16 protein-coding genes are annotated in these 17077 nt (G+C 71.6%); 3 read left to right on the top strand and 13 right to left on the bottom strand.

Going from position 1 to position 17077, the window contains the following annotated elements:
• Window positions 1-135 precede the first annotated feature (135 nt).
• Both QQZ14_RS07760 and QQZ14_RS07755 read right to left on the bottom strand, forming a co-directional pair.
• Window positions 136-2346, bottom strand: a complete 2211-nt coding sequence (locus QQZ14_RS07760) for a 3-hydroxyacyl-CoA dehydrogenase NAD-binding domain-containing protein (RefSeq protein ID WP_284533671.1) — start codon at window positions 2344-2346, stop codon at window positions 136-138.
• A 196-nt stretch (window positions 2347-2542) separates the two neighbouring features.
• Window positions 2543-3754, bottom strand: a complete 1212-nt coding sequence (locus QQZ14_RS07755; RefSeq protein WP_284533670.1) for an acetyl-CoA C-acetyltransferase — start codon at window positions 3752-3754, stop codon at window positions 2543-2545.
• Between the two features lie 68 nt (window positions 3755-3822).
• Here QQZ14_RS07755 and QQZ14_RS07750 point away from each other — a divergent pair, with 68 nt between their 5' ends.
• On the top strand, window positions 3823-4596 hold the full coding sequence (locus QQZ14_RS07750) for a MerR family transcriptional regulator (protein ID WP_284533669.1): 774 nt from the start codon (window positions 3823-3825) through the stop codon (window positions 4594-4596).
• 29 nt (window positions 4597-4625) lie between these two features.
• Entirely contained in the window at window positions 4626-5540 is a 915-nt protein-coding gene (locus tag QQZ14_RS07745; protein WP_284533668.1) for an NAD(P)H-binding protein, read from the top strand.
• Window positions 5541-5576: 36 nt separating this feature from the next.
• Here QQZ14_RS07745 and QQZ14_RS07740 read toward each other — a convergent pair whose 3' ends face one another.
• The 10 genes from QQZ14_RS07740 to QQZ14_RS07695 form a co-directional block, all read right to left on the bottom strand.
• Window positions 5577-6263, bottom strand: coding sequence for a CPBP family glutamic-type intramembrane protease (locus QQZ14_RS07740; RefSeq protein ID WP_284533667.1), 687 nt, complete (start codon window positions 6261-6263; stop codon window positions 5577-5579).
• Between the two features lie 71 nt (window positions 6264-6334).
• Window positions 6335-7789, bottom strand: a complete 1455-nt coding sequence (locus QQZ14_RS07735; RefSeq protein WP_284533666.1) for a DEAD/DEAH box helicase — start codon at window positions 7787-7789, stop codon at window positions 6335-6337.
• A gap of 159 nt (window positions 7790-7948) precedes the next feature.
• Complete coding sequence (locus tag QQZ14_RS07730; RefSeq protein ID WP_284533665.1) at window positions 7949-8143, bottom strand: CsbD family protein; 195 nt, start codon at window positions 8141-8143, stop codon at window positions 7949-7951.
• Between the two features lie 47 nt (window positions 8144-8190).
• On the bottom strand, window positions 8191-9630 hold the full coding sequence (locus QQZ14_RS07725) for a flavin-containing monooxygenase (RefSeq protein WP_284533664.1): 1440 nt from the start codon (window positions 9628-9630) through the stop codon (window positions 8191-8193).
• Between the two features lie 34 nt (window positions 9631-9664).
• Window positions 9665-10396, bottom strand: a complete 732-nt coding sequence (locus tag QQZ14_RS07720) for a glutamine amidotransferase (RefSeq protein WP_284533663.1) — start codon at window positions 10394-10396, stop codon at window positions 9665-9667.
• 18 nt (window positions 10397-10414) lie between these two features.
• Window positions 10415-11572, bottom strand: a complete 1158-nt coding sequence (locus QQZ14_RS07715) for a CaiB/BaiF CoA transferase family protein (RefSeq protein ID WP_284533662.1) — start codon at window positions 11570-11572, stop codon at window positions 10415-10417.
• Window positions 11573-11713: 141 nt separating this feature from the next.
• The gene (locus QQZ14_RS07710) at window positions 11714-12445 is read right to left on the bottom strand and encodes an amino acid ABC transporter ATP-binding protein (protein WP_284533661.1); all 732 of its coding nucleotides are present in this window, start codon (window positions 12443-12445) and stop codon (window positions 11714-11716) included.
• Window positions 12442-13293 carry an amino acid ABC transporter permease gene (locus tag QQZ14_RS07705; RefSeq protein WP_284533660.1) on the bottom strand — a complete coding sequence of 284 codons (852 nt, stop codon included), beginning with the start codon at window positions 13291-13293 and terminating at the stop codon, window positions 12442-12444. Before QQZ14_RS07705 ends, QQZ14_RS07710 begins: the two co-directional genes overlap by 4 nt.
• Window positions 13290-14183: an ABC transporter substrate-binding protein gene (locus QQZ14_RS07700; protein WP_284533658.1), complete on the bottom strand. Its 894-nt coding sequence runs from the start codon at window positions 14181-14183 to the stop codon at window positions 13290-13292. Before QQZ14_RS07700 ends, QQZ14_RS07705 begins: the two co-directional genes overlap by 4 nt.
• 21 nt (window positions 14184-14204) lie before the next feature.
• Entirely contained in the window at window positions 14205-14660 is a 456-nt protein-coding gene (locus QQZ14_RS07695) for a DUF4396 domain-containing protein (protein ID WP_284533657.1), read from the bottom strand.
• Between the two features lie 49 nt (window positions 14661-14709).
• On the opposite strand from QQZ14_RS07695, the gene QQZ14_RS07690 reads away from it, so the two are divergent.
• Window positions 14710-15675, top strand: a complete 966-nt coding sequence (locus QQZ14_RS07690) for a M28 family metallopeptidase (protein WP_284533656.1) — start codon at window positions 14710-14712, stop codon at window positions 15673-15675.
• On the opposite strand, the gene QQZ14_RS07685 is transcribed toward QQZ14_RS07690, so the two are convergent.
• The gene (locus QQZ14_RS07685; protein WP_284533655.1) at window positions 15638-17014 is read right to left on the bottom strand and encodes a CapA family protein; all 1377 of its coding nucleotides are present in this window, start codon (window positions 17012-17014) and stop codon (window positions 15638-15640) included. The genes QQZ14_RS07690 and QQZ14_RS07685 overlap by 38 nt on opposite strands.
• Window positions 17015-17077: the final 63 nt, after the last annotated feature.

Below are 17077 nucleotides of genomic sequence, written 5' to 3'. Positions count from 1 at the left end.
CCCGGCCGGCACGGGGTTGCCACATCCGCCACAGCCGCACCACCTGGCGGCCGGACCCCGCACGACACGCCGCGGCTGCCCGGCGTGGCGTGCGGGTTCCGGCTGCCAGCAGCCGAACCCCGCAGACACGCCGCCTCAGGCCGGGAACGAGCCCCCCGAGGCGGCCAGCTCGCGCAGGTACGCCGAGGGCCGGAACCGCTCGCCGTACGTCTCGGCCAGCTCGTCGGCGCGGGTCACGAACGCGGCCAGCCCGATCGATCCGTCAGCGCCCTCGTAGCCCTGCATGAACTGGGCCGCGCCGCCGGTCATCGGCGGGAAGCCGATGCCCATGATCGAGCCGATGTTCGCCGCCGCCGCGGACTCGATCACACCCTCCTCGAAGCACTTCGCGGTCTCGAGCGCCTCGATGAACAGCATCCGGTCCTTCATGTCCTGCAGCGGGACCTCCGCGTCGGTGCGGGGGAACGCCTCGGCGAGGCCGGCCCAGACGCCCTGGCGCCGACCGGACTCGTCGTACTCGTAGAAGCCGGCGCCCTTGAGCCGCGACGGGCGGCCGATCTCGATCATCTTCGCGACGACCTGCTCGCCGGCCGACGGCTCCCAGGTGCGGCCCTCGCGCTCGGCGGCGTCCGCGTTGGCCTTCTGGATCTTGGCCATCAGCTCCATGTTGAGCTCGTCGGTGAGCTGCAGCGGGCCGACCGGGTAGCCGGCCTGGGTGCCCGCTCGGTCGATCGACACCGGGTGGATGCCCTCGGCGACCATCGCGAGGCCCTCCATCACCTGGGTGCCGATCACCCGCGAGGTGTAGAAGCCGCGGCTGTCGTTGACCACGATCGGGGTCTTGCGGATCTGCTGGACCACGTCGTACGCCTTGGCCAGCGCGACGTCCGAGGTCTCCGCACCCTTGATGATCTCGACCAGCGGCATCTTGTCGACGGGGCTGAAGAAGTGCAGGCCGATGAAGTCGGCCGGCCGGTCGACGCCGGTCGCCAGCTCGGTGATCGGCAGCGTCGAGGTGTTGGAGCACAGCAGCGCGTCGTCGTTGACGTACGGCGCGATCTCGGCGAAGACCTTCTGCTTGAGGGAGGGGTCCTCGAAGACCGCCTCGATCACCAGGTCGCAGCCGGCCAGGTCGGCGGCGTCGGCGGTGGCCTTGATCCGGCCGAGCAGCTCCGCCTTCTTCTCCTCGGTGCTGCGGCCCTTGGCGATCGCCTTGTCGAGCAGCTTCTCCGAGTAGGCCTTGCCCTTCTCGGCGCTCTCCAGCGCGACGTCCTTGAGCACGACCTCCATGCCGGAGCGGGCGCAGGAGTAGGCGATGCCGGCGCCCATCATGCCGGCGCCGAGCACGCCGACCTTGACCGCGCGGTAGGGCGGGATGCCCTGCGGGCGCAGCGAGCCGGAGTTGATCGCCTGCAGGTCGAAGAAGAACGCCTGGATCATGTTCTTCGAGCCCTGGTTGACGATCAGGCTCGTCAGGTAGCGCGACTCGATGCGCGACGCGGTGTCGAAGTCGACCAGCGCGCCCTCGACCGCGGCCGACAGGATCGCCCGCGGGGCCGGGTAGACGGCGCCCCTGGTCTGCTTGCGCAGCAGCGCCGGGAACGCCGGCAGGAACGCCGCCAGCGACGGCGTCGTCGGCGAGCCGCCGGGCATCTTGTAGCCGGGCCTGTCCCAGGGGTTCTGGGTCTCGTCGGGGTTGGCCTTGATCCACGCCTTCGCGGCCGGCACCAGCTCCTCGCGGGTGGCGACCAGCTCGTCGACCAGGCCCTTGTCCTTGGCGGCCGACGGCTTGAACTGGGTGCCGGGCAGCAGCACGTCCATCAGGCCGGACTGCAGACCGAGCAGGCGTACGACGCGGGTCACGCCGCCACCGCCGGGCAGCAGGCCCAGGGTCGACTCGGGCAGGCCGAGCTTGACGCTGTCGTCGTCGACCACGACGCGGTGGTTGCAGGCCAGGCAGATCTCGAAGCCGCCGCCGAGGGCCGCGCCGTTGACCGCCGCGACGACCGGCCGCGGGAACTGCTCGAGCCGGCGCAGGCCGGCTTTGACGGCCTCGCCCATCGCGAACACGGAGCCCGCGTCGTCCTTGGTCGCCTGGACCATGTTCTTGAGGTTGCCGCCGGCGAAGAAGGTCTTCTTCGCGCTGGCGACCACGACACCGGTGACCGGGTTGTCGGGGGCGTCGACCTCGTCGTACAGCCGCTGCACGGCGGCGGCCATCGACTCGAGGTAGAGCTCGTTCATGGTGTTGGCACTCGACGTCGGGTCGTCGAGGGTGAGGGTGACGATGCCGTCGGCGTCCTTGTCGTAGCGGACGGCGGTCTGCTGCTCGGTGCTGGTGCTCATGGAGATCCTGTTCTGAACACGGTGGTTGAGGAAGGCGCGCTAGCGCCTGTCTCGAAACCACCTGTGGAGTTGTGATGTCTCGGGAGACCGACTGGGTCTCGATACGCCCTGGTCCGCGACTTCGTTCCTCAGTCGCGGGGGCTACTCGACCACCGACGGGTCGCACCCCCGTGGAGGTGGTGGGAGCGCGGAGCGCTCACACCACCTCCACGATGGTCGCGATCCCCATGCCGCCGCCGACGCAGAGCGTGGCGAGGCCGCGGCGCAGGTCGCGGCGCTGGAGCTCGTCGACGAGCGTGCCGAGGATCATCGCGCCGGTGGCGCCGAGCGGGTGGCCCATGGCGATCGCGCCGCCGTTGACGTTGGTGATGTCGTGGCTGATGCCCAGGTCGCGCATGAAGCGCATGGCGACCGCGGCGAACGCCTCGTTGATCTCGAACAGGTCGATATCGCCGACCTCGAGGCCGGCGCGGGCGAGCGCCTTGCGGGCGGCCGGGGCGGGTCCGGTGAGCATGATCGTCGGGTCGGCGCCGGACACGGCGGTCGAGACGATGCGGGCTCGCGGGGTGAGGCCGAGCTGGGCGCCGATCTCCTCGGTGCCGATCGCGACCAGCGAGGCGCCGTCGACGATGCCGGAGGAGTTGCCGGCGTGGTGGACGTGGTCGATCCGCTCGACCCAGTGGTACTTCTCCAGCGCGACGTCGTCGAAGCCCGCCTGGGCCCCGATGTCGGCGAAGCTCGGCTTGAGGCCGGCCAGGCCCTCGGCGGTGGTGTCCGGCCGGATCGTCTCGTCGTGGTCGAGCACGACCAGTCCGTTCTGGTCGCGGACCGGCACGATCGCGCCGTTGAAGTAGCCGTTGGCCCAGGCCTTGGCGGCGCGGTGGTGCGACTCGGCGGCATAGGCGTCGACGTCGTCGCGGGTCCAGCCCTCGATCGTGGCGATGAGGTCGGCACCGATGCCCTGCGGCACGAAGCCGGTCGTGAGCGCGGTCGCCGGGTCGGAGGCCCAGGCGCCGCCGTCGGAGCCCATCGGCACCCGGCTCATCGACTCGACGCCGCCGGCGAGGATCAGGTCCTCGAAGCCGCCGCGGACGCGGGACGCCGCCTGGTTGACCGCCTCGAGCCCGGAGGCGCAGAAACGGTTGAGCTGCACGCCGGCGACGGTCTCGGGGTAGCCGGCCTTGAGGGCCGCGGTCTTCGCGATGTCACCGCCCTGCTCGCCGATCGGCGACACGACACCGAGGACCACGTCGTCGACGCGTTCGGGGTCGAGCGAGGGGTTACGCTCCTTGATCTCGTCCAGGAGCCCGACGATCAGGTCGACGGGCTTCACCTCGTGGAGGGACCCGACCTTCTTGCCCTTGCCACGCGGGGTGCGGATGTGGTCGTACACGAATGCCTCAGCCATGGACCGATTGTGACACTATTACTGTCACCGTCAAGGGACGGACTGGGTCACGATCTGTGAGGAGGGTCATGAACGACAGTGGATCGGCACCAGAGTCCAAGGTCGACTCGGTGCGAGAGCTGCTGACCCTCGACGAGCTGACGAGCCGGGTCGGCATGAGCGTGCGCAACATCCGCTTCTACACGACCAAGGGCCTGGTGCCGCCCCCGATCCGGCGCGGCCGGTCGGGCTACTACAGCCCCGACCACGTGTCCCGCCTCGAGCTCGTCCAGGAGCTGCAGGCCCACGGGTTCACGCTCTCGGCGATCGAGAAGTACCTCGCCGGGATCCCCGCCGACGCGACCCCCGAGGACATCGCGCTGCACCGCACGATGCTGGCGCCCTGGCAGGCCGACGTGCCCGTCGAGATGTCGCGCGCGGAGCTCGAGAAGCGCACCGGCCGGTCGCTCAGCGAGGACGACCTGGCGACGCTCTCCGCGCTCGGGATCGTGTTCCGCACCAAGCGCGGCCGCTACGAGGTGGCGGTCTCCCAGCTCTCGGTCGGGCTGGGGCTCCTCGACCTCGGCTTCCCGCTGGAGGCGGCGATCGCGGCGGGCGAGGTGTACGCCGACCACGGCCGCCAGATCGCCAAGGAGCTCAACGAGCTGTTCCGGACCATGGTCTGGCCGGTCTACAAGGAGTCCGGCGCGCCTCCGCAGAAGCTGCGCGAGGTGGTCGAGCGGATCAAGCCGCTGTCGATCGCCAGCCTGGTCGCGGCCTACGAGGCCGCGATGGACGAGACCCGGCGCGAGGAGATCGCCGCGCGGAGCCGGCGTACGGCCAAGCGCGCCGCGAAGGATTGAAATCGGCCCCTGGGGGCCACAGTGTTCCCATGACCGACGCCCCGGCACCACAGCCGACCGAACCGCTCACCGTGCTCGTCACCGGCGCCACGGGCTTCGTCGGCAGCCGGCTGGTGCCCACGCTGATCGAGGCGGGCCACACGGTGCGCGCGATGACACGGCACCCGGAGACGTACGACGGTCCCGGTGAGCCGGTCGGCGGCGACGTCAGCGACCCGGGCACGCTGGCGGCACCGCTGGACGGCGTCGACGTCGCGATCTACCTCGTGCACTCGCTCGACGACGACGACTTCGAGAGCAAGGACGCCGAGGCGGCCCGGTCGTTCGGGCTGGCCGCGGCCGCGAGCGGGACCCGGCAGATCGTCTACCTCGGCGGTCTCGGCAAGGACGACGCCGACCTCTCGCCGCACCTGCGCTCGCGCCGCGAGGTCGAGGAGCTGCTCGCCGGGTCGGGCGTGCCCGTCACCGTGCTGCGCGCCGCGATCGTGGTCGGCGCCGGCGGCATCTCCTGGGAGATGACCCGGCAGCTCGTGAAGAACCTGCCCGCGATGGTGGTCCCGAAGTGGGCCGCGACCCGCACCCAGCCGGTCGCGCTCGACGACGTGGTGCGCTACCTCGCCGGCGTGGTGGGCGTCGAGAAGGCGTTCGGCCAGGCCTACGAGATCGGCGGGCCCGACCAGCTCAGCTACGTCGAGATGCTGCAGCAGGCGGCCGAGGTGATCCAGGGCCGCCGGGTGCCGATCGTGACGGTCCCGGTGCTGACGCCCAAGCTGTCGTCGTACTGGATCTCGTTCGTCACCAACGTCGACGCCACCACCGGCCGCAACCTCATCGACTCGATGGGCACCGAGGTCATCGTCACCGACCACGCGATCCGCGACCTCGTCCCGGGTGAGCCGATCAGCTACCGCGAGGCCGTGCGCCGGGCGATCGCCGAGAGCTAGACGTTGACCCGCCCGAAACTTTCGGGCGGGTCAACACTAGAAGAGAGCAGGGAGCGCGAAGAGCATCGTCAGCGACCAGGCGCAGTGGGTGAGGATCGGCGCGAGGATGCCGCCGGACGCGCGGCGCTGCAGGCCGTCGAGCGCGCCGAGCAGCAGCGCCGCGAAGGCCAGCATCACGTTGCCGGTCGCCAGCGTGGCCACGGCGTAGGCCAGCGTGGTGAGCACGACCGGGTGGCGCGGGATCGCGGCGTACGCCGCACCACGGAAGAACAGCTCCTCCGCGATGCCGTTGACGACCGTGACGAGCACGAGCAGCGGCCACGACCCCTGGTCGGCGTGCTCGACCACCGAGCGCACCTGGTCCTCGAGGAACGGCACCTGGCGCACGACCAGGGCGCCGACCACGAACACGCCCGCCAGGGCGAGGCCGAGCAGGATCGGTGTGACCACCGGCCGGCGGCCGGGGGTCCCGGTGCCGGTCAGGGTCCGGCCGAGGTGGAGCGGGCCGGAGGCGAATGCGCCCACGGCCCACACCGCGGCCAGAGCCAGGGTCGCGGGGTAGAACCACGCGCTGCCGGGCTCGATGCGCAGCGACAGGCCCAGCACGATGCCGCCGAGCACGACGAAGCCCGCCGTCACGAGCTGGCGGTGCCGCAGCTCGGCGGGGGTGGACCGGTGGTCGCGCGGGACCACGTCCCACAGCGCCCGGCGCAGCCAGGTCATCACGAGTGCCTCACCCCTTCGGGAGTGGTGTCCCCCGATCGGGGGACACCCACACCCTCATGAGCCTGTGATCAAGAACGCCGTCCGGAGCTGAACGACGCGGCACTGTGCCGCGACGAGCCGGCCGCCGCCGCCGGGGCACCGCCGGAGCGGCGCCGCGAGCGATTGCCGCCACCGGAGCCGGAACCACCGGTGCCGCCGGACTTGGCCTTCGCACCCGAGCCGCCGGAGCGGCTGCCGCGGGACCGGTTGCGGCCACCGCCGGAGCGACCCGACCCCTCGGAACGCGGGCCGCGGCCGCCGGAGGGCGCCGGGGTCTCGACGACCAGGCCGCCGGGCACCAGCACCCGGTCGCCCGGGGCCAGCTCGGCCAGCAGCGGGTGGGCCGCGCCGTTGATCCGGGTCGTGGTCGGCTTGATGCCGGCCGCCCGGGTCAGGTCGCGCACGTCGCGCACCTGCTCGTCGGTCATCAACGTGATGACCGTGCCCCGGGCACCGGCGCGCGCCGTCCGTCCCGAGCGGTGCAGGTAGGCCTTGTGCTCGACCGGCGGGTCGGCGTGCACCACAAGGGCGACGTCGTCGACGTGGATGCCGCGGGCGGCGATGTCGGTCGCGACCAGCGTGCTCGCCTTGCCCGAGTGGAAGGCGTCCATGTTGCGGGTCCGCGCGCCCTGGCTGAGGTTGCCGTGCAGCTCGACCGCGGGCACGCCCGACTTGTTGAGCTGCTTGGCCAGGCTCTTGGCGCCGTACTTGGTGCGGGTGAAGACCACCGTGCGGCCCGGCGCGCTGGTCAGGTCGACCAGCACCGGGACACGCTGGTCGCGCCCGACGTGCAGCACGTGGTGGTCCATGGTCGAGATCGGCGACTGCGCCGAGTCGGCCTGGTGGGTCACCGGGCTGTGCAGGAAGCGCTTGACCAGGACGTCGATCGCCTTGTCGAGCGTGGCCGAGAACAGCAGGCGCTGGCCGTCGCTGGGCGTGCGGTCCATGATCCGGCGCACGACGGGCAGGAAGCCCAGGTCGGCCATGTGGTCGGCCTCGTCGAGGATCGTGATCTCGACCTGGCCGAGGTCGCAGTGACCCTGGCCCATGAGGTCCTCGAGCCGGCCGGGGCAGGCGAGCACGATGTCGACGCCCTTGCGCAGGCCGTTGACCTGCGGGCCCTGGCCGACACCGCCGAAGACGGTCTGGCTGGTGAGGCCCGAGGTGCGGGCCAGCGGCTTGAGCGCCTCCTCGATCTGGTTCACGAGCTCGCGCGTCGGGGCCAGGATCAGCGCCCGCGGCTTGCGGGTCTGGGCCGGCCGGCCGGACGCGGTGAGGCGCGCGACGAGCGGGAGGAGGAAGGCGTAGGTCTTGCCGGAGCCGGTGCGGCCGCGGCCCAGGACGTCGCGGCCCGCGAGCGAGTCGGGGAGCGTGGCGGCCTGGATGGGGGTGGGCTGGGTGATGCCGAGGTCCGAGAGGACGGCGGCAAGGCTCGCGGGGACGCCGAGATCGGCGAAGCCCGCAGCGGAGACTGCAGAAGACAAGGGAGAACTACTCACTGTTGGCGTGTCTCGCCAGGTGGATTCCCGAGAAGGAGTGGCGCAGCGCAGAAGTGGCCGCGCATAGCCCGAGGCAAGACGGAACGGGCTGCTCCCCCAGCATAGGGGAAGCAGCCCGTCAGACCCGCATCGTGCGCGGGAGACCTACTTGGTCAGGCCGTCCTTGGCGTCCTTGGCGGCGTCCTTGACGTGCTCGCCGGCGTTCTTGAGCTTGCCCTCGGACTGGTCGGCCTTGCCCTCGGCCTCGAGGTCGCGGTCGCCGGTCGCCTTGCCGGTCGACTCCTTGACCTGGCCGCCGGCCTCTTCGAGCTTGTGCTTGGCCTTGTCACCGATACCCATGTCTGCCTCCTCCTTGGTGGATAGGAGGTCGGTGACCGTTCTGGGGCTCAGCGAAACGTCAGGACGCCGTCGTCGATGCGGTCGCGGTTGATCGAGCGCACGTCCTTGAGGTAGTTCTGCCGCAGCTTCCACGGCTCCCGGTCACCCTGGCGGGGCAGCTCGTCGAGGGCCCGGAGGATGTAGCCGGAGCTGAAGTCGATCAGCCGCTGCTCACCGACCGACGGGTCGCGGGGCGCCACCGCCCGGCGTACGCCGTGCTCGTCCATGAAGGTCAGCAGCCGGCACACGAAGTCGGCGACCAGGTCGGCCTTCAGCGTCCACGACGCGTTGGTGTAGCCGATCGTGAACACGAAGTTGGGCACGTCGCTGAGCATCAGCGCCTTGTAGGTCATGGTCTCGGGCATCAACACCTTCGTCCCGTCGACGACGAGCTCGACGCCGCCCATCGCCTTGAGCGTGAGGCCGGTGGCGGTGACGATCACGTCGGCCTCGAGCTCCTCGCCCGAGCGCAGCCGGATGCCGGTCTCGGTGAACCGGTCGACATGGTCGGTGACCACGGAGGCGTGGCCGGCCCGCATCGCCTTGAACAGGTCGCCGTCCGGGACGAAGCACAGCCGCTGGTCCCAGGGGTTGTAGGCGGGCTTGAAGTGCACGTCGACGTCCACCCCGGGCGGCAGCTGCTTGGCGGTCATCTTGCGGATCGCGCCCTTGACGAGCTGCGGGCGGCGCTGGGCGAGCTGGTACGTCGCGACCGCGAGCAGGATCGCCTTCCACCGCACGATCGGGTAGCTGACGCGGGTGGGCAGCCGCTTGAGGCGCGTGGCGAGCGGGTCCCGGCCGGGCAGCGAGACGACGTACGTCGGCGAGCGCTGGAGCATCGTGACGTGGCCGGCGCCCGCGTTGGCCATCGCCGGGACCAGCGTGACCGCGGTCGCGCCGGAGCCGATCACCACGACCTTCCTGCCCGCGTAGTCGAGGTCCTCGGGCCAGTGCTGCGGGTGCACGATCGTGCCGCGGAAGTCCTCCTGGCCGGGGAACTCCGGCGAGAAGCCCCGGTCGTAGTCGTAGTAGCCGCCGCACGCCCACAGCAGGCCGGTCGTCAGCGTGACCCGCTCGCCGTCGCGGTCGACCTCGACCGTCCAGAGATCGGTCGCGGAGTCCCAGCTCGCGCCCACCACCCGGTGGCGGTAGCGGATCAGCTCGTCGACGGCGTACTCACGGGCGACCGTGCGCAGGTAGTCGAGGATCGCGGGCCCCTCGGCGAGCGCGGTGTCGCCCGGCCAGGGCCGCCACTTGAACCCGAACGTGAACATGTCGGAGTCCGACCGGATGCCGGGGTAGCGGAACAGGTCCCAGGTGCCGCCGCTCGCCTCGCGGGCCTCGAGCACGGCCACGCTGCGGCCCGGGTGCTCGGTGCGCAGCCGGCAGGCCGCGCCGATGCCGGAGAGCCCGGCGCCGACGATCAGGACGTCCACGTGCTCGCTCATGCGCAGACCTTACTGAATATCCGTCAACATATCCTCAGCGGGCGTAGAGCTCGACGAACCTCGCCAGCAGCCGGGGCGGGTGCTCGACGTCGCTGCCGCGGGCCATGGCGAGGAGGCCGTCGAGCTCGTGCGGCTCGAAGTAGCCGTGGTCGCGGTAGGTCTCGATCCTCAGCGCGAGGCCGGGCCCGTCCAGCTCGGGGTGGAACTGGGTGGCGTACGCGTTGCGGCCGATCCGGAACGCCTGCACGGGGCAGGTGGCCGAGGAGGCCAGCAGCACCGCGCGATCGGGAAGGCTCCGCACGGCCTCCTTGTGGCCGAGCAGCGCGTCGAAGGTGGCCGGCATCTCGCCGAACAGCGGGTCCCGGGCGCCGTCCTCGGTCAATGTGATCGGCACACAGCCGATCGCCTCACCGTAGGTGCGGTCGACCACGCCGCCGCGCAGCCCGCCGAGCACGCCTACGCCGTAGCAGGCGCCGAAGAACGGGAAGTCCGCGTCGAGGACCCGCCCGGCGAGGGATCGGAGCTCGGCCTCGGCGCGCTTCTGCACCGGCGACTTGGCGTCCTCGGGGTCGCTGGAGTTGAACGGCCCGCCGCCCAGCACGATGCCGGAGAGGGCGTCGAGGTCGACCTCGCCCAGGTCGCCGCGCTCCACGCGGACCCGGCGCACGTCGCGCTCCTCGAGACCGGTGCAGTGCAGCACGGCGGCGTACTCGCTCTCGGCGACGTCGTCCTCCGCGCGGGTGCCCAGGAAGAGGAACGGCTTCATGCGCGCATCATGCCTGGCTCAGGCCTGGACCGCGGCGCCACCCTCGATCAGGGCCTCGACCCCGGCGATCCCCCAGGCGGTGAGCGCCTCACGGGTGCTCTGGCCGGCGTCCTCGGCGGTGCGGCCGAGACTGGCCCGCGTGCGGGAGAAGCGCGGCGCCGGCGCGGGCTGGACGTAGCCGTCGCGCTCGACGAGCACGCCCCGCGCCTTGATGTGCGGGTGCTGGGCCGCCTCACTGAACGGGACGATCCCGGCGACGCAGGCGTCGGTGCCCTCGAAGACCGCGACCCACTCGGCCTGGGTGCGGGTCCGGAAGGTGTCGGCGATCAGCGTGCGCAGCGCGTCGGCCTGGTCGGCGTCGTAGCGGTCGGGGGCGGTGTCGGCGATGCCGAGCAGCCGGACGAACTCGTCGTAGAACTGCGGCTCGAGTGCGCCCACCGACATGTGCCTGCCGTCGGCGGTCTCGTAGATGTCGTAGTACGGGACGCCGCCGTCGAGCAGGTTCGCGACCCGCTCCTCCTTGAACGTGCCGGCGGCCAGGAAGGCCGCGGTCATCGTGTTGAGGTGGGCGGTGCCGTCGACGATCGCCGCGTCGACGACCTGTCCCCTCCCGGAGGTCTTGGCCTCGAGCAGCGCCGCGAGGATGCCGATGACGAGGTACGTCGAGCCGCCGCCGAAGTCGCCGAGCAGGTTGGCCGGGAAGTGCGGCCGGGACCTGTCCTGGCCGAGCCCGTGCAGCGCGCCGGTGATCGCGATGTAGTTCATGTCGTGGCCGGCCACCTGGGCGAACGGCCCGTCCTGGCCCCAGCCGGTCATCCGGCCGTAGACCAGCCGCGGGTTGCGCGCGTGGCAGACCTCGGGCCCGATGCCGAGCCGCTCGGCCACCCCCGGACGCATCCCCTCGACGAGCACGTCGGCCCGCTCCACCAGCTCGAGGACCGTGCGGATCGCGTCGGGGTGCTTGAGGTCGAGCGCGACGCTCGGCCGGCCGCGGTTGAGCAGCATGTGCGGACCACCCCCGGCCAGCAGCTGCCCGCCCGGGCGCTCGACCCGGATCACGTCGGCGCCCAGGTCGGCGAGCGTCATGCACGCGTGCGGGCTCGGCCCGATGCCCGCGATCTCGACGACCTTGACGCCCTTGAGGGGTCCGGTGCCCTGGCCCAGCTCGATGCTCATGCGGGCGATTGTGACAGATCTGGTGTCAGCGTCGAGGGCCCGAAGGTCGGTCCGGGGCCTCCCGTCCACCGTCGAGACACCAGAAATGGCTGCGGATCCTGCCCCAGGGCAACCATTCTGGGTGCCTCGACGGCAGACCCGTCAGAGCACCCGGCGGAGGAACTGCCGGGTCCGCTCCTCGCGCGGGTTGCTGAAGATCTCCGAGGGCAGGCCCTGCTCGAGGATCCGGCCCTGGTCGAGGAAGCAGACCTTCGTGGCGACCTCACGGGCGAACGCCATCTCGTGGGTGGCGAGCACCATGGTCATGCCGGCCTCCGCCTCGGCGCGGACGATCTCGAGCACCTCGCCCACCAGCTCGGGGTCGAGCGCGGCGGTGATCTCGTCGAGCAGCAGCAGCGTCGGGTGCGTGCACAGTGCGCGCACCAGCGCGGCCCGCTGCTGCTGGCCGCCGGAGAGCTTGTCGGGGTGCTTCGCGGCCTGGTCGGCCAGACCGAAGCGCGCGAGCAGCTCCTGCGCACGTGCCTCCGCGTCGGCGCGGCGTACGCCGTGCACCTGGCGCGGCGCGAGCGTGCAGTTCTCCAGCACCGTCAGGTGGGGGAACAGGTTGTAGGCCTGGAACACCATCCCGATCCGCTTGCGCACGTCGCGGGCGTCGATGCGCGGGTCGGAGATCTCCTCGCCCTCGAAGCGGATCACGCCGTCGTCGATGTCCTCGAGCAGGTTGAGGCAGCGCAGCAGCGTGGACTTGCCCGAGCCGGACGAGCCGATCAGGCAGATCACGTCGTGCGGCTCCACCGTCAGGGAGACGTCGTCGAGGACGACCTTCTCGCCGTAGCACTTCCGCACGCCGGATACCTCGAGCAGCGCGCTCATCGCGACCCCCGCTCCTTCTCCATCATCCGCCGGCCCATCCAGTCGGTGAACCGCGCGAGCGGGATCGTCAACGCCACGAAGAACGCCGCCGTGACGAGGTACGGCGTGTAGTTGAAGTTGAAGTTCCCGTAGTCCTGGGCGGCGAACAGCGACTCGAACACGCCGACTGCGCCCACGAGAGCGGTGTCCTTCTGCAGGGAGACGAAGTCGTTCATCAGAGGCGGTACGACGCGGCGCACGCCCTGCGGCAGCACCACGAAGCGCATCGCCTGTCCGCGACTGAGGCCCAGCGCCTCGGCACTCGCGACCTGGGACGGGTGCACCGACTCGATGCCAGCACGGATCACCTCGGCGACGTAGGCCCCGTAGGACAGCACGAGCGCCGCAGTGCCGAGCACCGCCAGGTCAGTGGGGACACCCTGCAACTGGAGGGCAGGGATGCCGAAGGCGAAGAGGAACACCACGAGGATCGTCGGGACTCCCCGGAAGAAGTCCGTGTAGAGCACCGCGAGCAGCCGGAGCGGCGTCAGCAACGGGGAGACCGTGCTGCGCACGATCGCGACCGCGCCGCCGAGCAGGAGGATCAGGGGCTCGGCGACCAGGAACATCTTGACGTTGAGCCAGAAGCCACGCGCGATGTCGGGAAAGGACTCCTTCGCGTCAGGCCAGGACAGGAACGTCTCGCGGAAACGGTCCCAGCCGGGCGACGCGACGAGACCTACGACCAGGAGGCCGAGGACGACCACGGTCGCGGTGCTCGCCAACAGCACACTGCGCCGCCGGATCGAGCGACGAACGCGGACGCGCTCCTGCTCCCGCTCGCTCGGGGTCCAGCCGACCGCGCTCACTCGAGCACGGGCACGCCGACCGTGTCGGACAGCCACTGCTGCTCGATCCCGGCGAGGGTGCCGTCGCTCTCGAGCGCCGCGAGCGCCTCGTTGACACAGGTGACCAGCGGGTTGCCCTTCTCGAAGAGCATCCCGAACTCCTCCTGCTCCCCGGTCGCCTGGAACTGGCCGGCGAGCGTGCTGCCGGGGATCTCCACCGCGGTGATGTAGAACGCGGTCGGCAGGTCCGCGACGATCGCGTCGACCTGTCCGTTGAGGAGCGCCTGCTTGGCGGCGTTGGTGTTCTGGAACACCAACGGGTCGCTGTCGGGCTGGATCTGATCACGGATCGCGGACAGGCTGGTGGTGCCGGTCTGGGCGCCGAGCTTGAGGCCCTCGAGGTCCGCAAGCGACGTGGGCGTCGCGCCGTCCTTCTTCAGGACGATCACCGCCTGGGCGGCCGAGTAGTAGCCGTCCGAGAAGTCCACGACCTCCTGACGCTTCGGCGTGATCGAGATCTGGTTGATGTCGAAGTCGAACTTCTTCGGGCCCGGCGCGTAGGAGTTGTTGAACGGCACCTTGACCCACATCACCTCGTCGGCGGAGAAGCCCATCTGCTCGGCGACGGCGTAGGCGACGGCCGACTCGAAGCCCTTGCCGTTCTTGGGGTCGTTGTCGACGAACCACGGCTCGTACGCCGGGGAGTCGGTGCCGATGGTCAGCATCCCGTCACTGGCGACCAGCGGGAGGCTCTCCTTGGCGCACGCATCGGCCGGAGCACTCGACCCGGCCGAGGTGTCGGAGGCGGCCGGATCGGTGGCCGTCGTGTCGCCATCCGACTCGGGCGCACAGGCGACGGAGGCGAGGAGCAGGGGCAGGGCGGCAACCGCCAGGGAACCACGCAGACGCATGGGTGCAGCGTAGGACCAGGCTCAGTGGTGGTGGTGACCTTCGTGCATTTGGTGGACGACGGCGTGACCCCGGCCACGTCCGATCATCCAGTGGTTGACCGGCACCGTGAGCACGAAGGCGACCGCGAGGCTCGCGGCCAACGAGGCCCAGAACAGCGCGTCGACCAGGCCGGCGTCCAGCGCCCCGGGCACGGCGAGCATGAAGCCGTTGTCCACGAGCTCCATCACGAGGATCGAGACGGTGTCGGCGGCAAGGGCGGTGCGCACGGCGGTGCGGACGTCGAGCCCGGCGCGGCGGACGCCGGTGAACGTCAGCAGGTAGCCGAAGAAGAAGGCCAGCACGACCGCGAGCACGATGCTCGAGACGTTGCCCCAGCCCCACCAGGTGGCGAGTGCCATGCCGAGCACCTCGCCGATCGCACAGCCGGTCAGGCAGTGGCGAGTAGCGGTGATCGCGGTCCTCCAGGTGGCGTCCATGCGGAGGAACATATACCCCCTAGGGGTATCAGACAAGTACGGTCGTCCCATGCGTGGAGCCCTCGCCGCCCTCGCGGTCGTGCTGACGGCGGCCGCGTGCACCGCCGATCCGGTCGACCCGCGCAGCCCGCCGGTCACCACGCCTCCCACGAGCACCGCTCCCACCGATCCGGCCACCTCGACCGGCCCTCCGGTGGCCGCGCCGCGCTTCGACGCCGACCGCGCGCTCGCGACGGTCCGCGACCTCGCGACGGGCATCGGGCCCCGGCTCGCGACGCGCCCGGCGTACGGCGCGGCGGTCGCACTGCTGTGGCCGCGCCTGGTGTCGAGCGGGTACGCCGTGACCCGCCAGTCGTTCGCCGTCCCCGCCGGCGACTCGTGGGGCGTGCCGGCACGGGCCGGCCGGTCGTCCAACGTCGTCGCCGTCCCACCGGACTTCGACCCGGATCGCCCCTACGCCATCGTCGGCGCCCACCTCGACACCGTCGCCGTCGCGCCCGGGGCGGAGGACAACGCCTCGGGAGTCGCGGTCGTCATGGAGCTCGCGCGGACCCTCGACAGTGACAGTGACAACGACCTGCCGGTCGTGCTGGTGCTCTTCGGCGGCGAGGAGCCGCGCGGCCCGGGCGACCTGCACCACTTCGGCTCGAAGCACTACGTCGCGCAGCTGTCCGCGCAGGAGCGGCGGAGCCTGGTCGCGATGGTGTCACTGGACCGCGTCGGGGTCGGACGGACCGTTCCGCTCTACTCGGTCGACGGCGGACCGACCGAGGTGCGCGACCAGCTCGAGCGGGCGGGCCGGCGCACCGGCGTCCCGACGACCGTGGGCACCAACACCGGCAGCGACCACGAGTCGTTCGCCGACGCCGGGCTGCCGGCGGCCCGGGTCGGCGGCACGTCGTACGCCGCCTACCACTCCGCGGACGACCGCCCCGACGTCGTCGACCGCGCCCAGCTCGCACGCGTCGGCCGGCTGCTCACCGCCTGGATTGCCGGACTGCCGCGAGGTCGCTGAACTCCCAGAACGGGTCGAGGATGCTGTCCGACTCGGCGCGCGGGACGGGTCGCGGCGCGAAGTCGGCGCCCAGCCGGTACGGCGCGAAGTCGGCGGCCACCAGCCGGTCGCCCCAGAACGTCGCCTCCAGCATCAGCCCCTCCATCGTCTCGGCGCGGAAGTCCATGTCGAAGACGAAGTTGCCCAGCGACTGCACGACGAGCGCGTCGCCGACCTGGGCGGCGCCCTGCACCACGTGGGGGTGGCCACCGACGACGAGGTCCGCCCCGGCGGCGACCAGCCGGCGCGCGACGGCCTCCTGGACCGGCTCGGGGCGGTGGACGTACTGCGTGCCCCAGTGCGGCATCACGATCACGACGTCGACGCGGCGGGACAGACGTCGTACGTCGCGGAGCACCCGTTGGAGCTCCGCCTCGTCGAGCGGCCCGGTCCGCGGCGGCATGCTCACCGACAGCGCGCCCGGGTGCCCGGGCGCGGCCTCGGGGGTCTCCCCGATCGCGTTGAAGCCGGTGAACGCGAAGCTGATGCCGTGCCGCTCGAGGATCACCGGCTCGCGGGCCGCGGTCAGGTCGCGCCCGGCACCGAAGGCGGCGAACCCGCCGGCCCGCACCAGGTCGACGGTGCGCACCAGTGACCGCTCGCCGAAGTCACCGAGGTGGTTGTTGGCCAGGCCCAGCACGTCGAACCCGGCATCACGGAGGTCGGCACGGACCGCGGGGGCTGCGAAGAACGAGTCGGTGACGGGGTCCTGGGTCGGCGGCCCGAGCCGGGCCATCGTGCTCTCGAGGTTGCCGACGGTGATGTCGGCGCCCGCCAGTCGCCCGGCCATCGGCCGGAGGGGATGGCGCCCGGCCACGCCACGGCCGAGCATCAGGTCGCCGACGACGGTGAGCGTCGTCACCGGCGGGTGCGCGGGCCCGGTGACCTGGATCGGGTAGTCGTCGGGGTCGCGCAGGGGGTCGACGCCGTCGACCTCGATCGCCCGGACCGCGGGACCCATCGCGTCGGCGACCACCACCGCGACCGTGTCCATCGGCAGGTGGCGCAGGCGGGTCGTCCGGTCGGTGACCCGCAGCGGCCCGGGCGGCTGGCCGAGCTGCTCCCAGTCGTCGACCCTGCCCTCCGTGACCCAGCGAGCGACGGCGGCGGGCACCTGGATCGGGGGTCGGCGGGCGTTGACCGCGAGCACGAGGGGACGCGTGGCCGGCGCGGCTGGGGCGGACGTCTCCGCAGGAGGCGGGTTCGAGGCCGACGGCAGCGGCGGGTCGGGCCGCGGCGCCGGGTCCGACGTGCAGGCGCCGAGCAGCGCGGCCGCCGCGAGTGCCGCCACCCACCTCATGTGTCCCCCTTCTGCGACAGCAGTGTGACGCAGACCTGCCACCGACCTCTTGCAACTCGTTGC

This window comes from Nocardioides sp. T2.26MG-1 (assembly GCF_950101795.1).
In the GTDB taxonomy this organism is placed as follows: Bacteria; Actinomycetota; Actinomycetes; order Propionibacteriales; family Nocardioidaceae; genus Nocardioides.
Note: the sequence above shows the minus strand (reverse complement) of the source record. Positions and strands in the feature narration are given on the sequence as shown.

What these genes read in the sequence shown, in the direction of transcription:
- QQZ14_RS07710 (WP_284533661.1), bottom strand. Translation starts at nt 12,445, where the DNA reads ATGAGCGCGCTGCTCGAGGTATCCGGCGTGCGGAAGTGCTACGGCGAG.
- QQZ14_RS07755 (WP_284533670.1), bottom strand. Translation starts at nt 3,754, where the DNA reads ATGGCTGAGGCATTCGTGTACGACCACATCCGCACCCCGCGTGGCAAG.
- QQZ14_RS07760 (WP_284533671.1), bottom strand. Translation starts at nt 2,346, where the DNA reads ATGAGCACCAGCACCGAGCAGCAGACCGCCGTCCGCTACGACAAGGAC.
- QQZ14_RS07690 (WP_284533656.1), top strand. Translation starts at nt 14,710, where the DNA reads ATGCGTGGAGCCCTCGCCGCCCTCGCGGTCGTGCTGACGGCGGCCGCG.
- QQZ14_RS07685 (WP_284533655.1), bottom strand. Translation starts at nt 17,014, where the DNA reads ATGAGGTGGGTGGCGGCACTCGCGGCGGCCGCGCTGCTCGGCGCCTGC.
- QQZ14_RS07750 (WP_284533669.1), top strand. Translation starts at nt 3,823, where the DNA reads ATGAACGACAGTGGATCGGCACCAGAGTCCAAGGTCGACTCGGTGCGA.
- QQZ14_RS07700 (WP_284533658.1), bottom strand. Translation starts at nt 14,183, where the DNA reads ATGCGTCTGCGTGGTTCCCTGGCGGTTGCCGCCCTGCCCCTGCTCCTC.
- QQZ14_RS07720 (WP_284533663.1), bottom strand. Translation starts at nt 10,396, where the DNA reads ATGAAGCCGTTCCTCTTCCTGGGCACCCGCGCGGAGGACGACGTCGCC.
- QQZ14_RS07740 (WP_284533667.1), bottom strand. Translation starts at nt 6,263, where the DNA reads ATGACCTGGCTGCGCCGGGCGCTGTGGGACGTGGTCCCGCGCGACCAC.
- QQZ14_RS07725 (WP_284533664.1), bottom strand. Translation starts at nt 9,630, where the DNA reads ATGAGCGAGCACGTGGACGTCCTGATCGTCGGCGCCGGGCTCTCCGGC.
- QQZ14_RS07730 (WP_284533665.1), bottom strand. Translation starts at nt 8,143, where the DNA reads ATGGGTATCGGTGACAAGGCCAAGCACAAGCTCGAAGAGGCCGGCGGC.
- QQZ14_RS07695 (WP_284533657.1), bottom strand. Translation starts at nt 14,660, where the DNA reads ATGGACGCCACCTGGAGGACCGCGATCACCGCTACTCGCCACTGCCTG.
- QQZ14_RS07715 (WP_284533662.1), bottom strand. Translation starts at nt 11,572, where the DNA reads ATGAGCATCGAGCTGGGCCAGGGCACCGGACCCCTCAAGGGCGTCAAG.
- QQZ14_RS07745 (WP_284533668.1), top strand. Translation starts at nt 4,626, where the DNA reads ATGACCGACGCCCCGGCACCACAGCCGACCGAACCGCTCACCGTGCTC.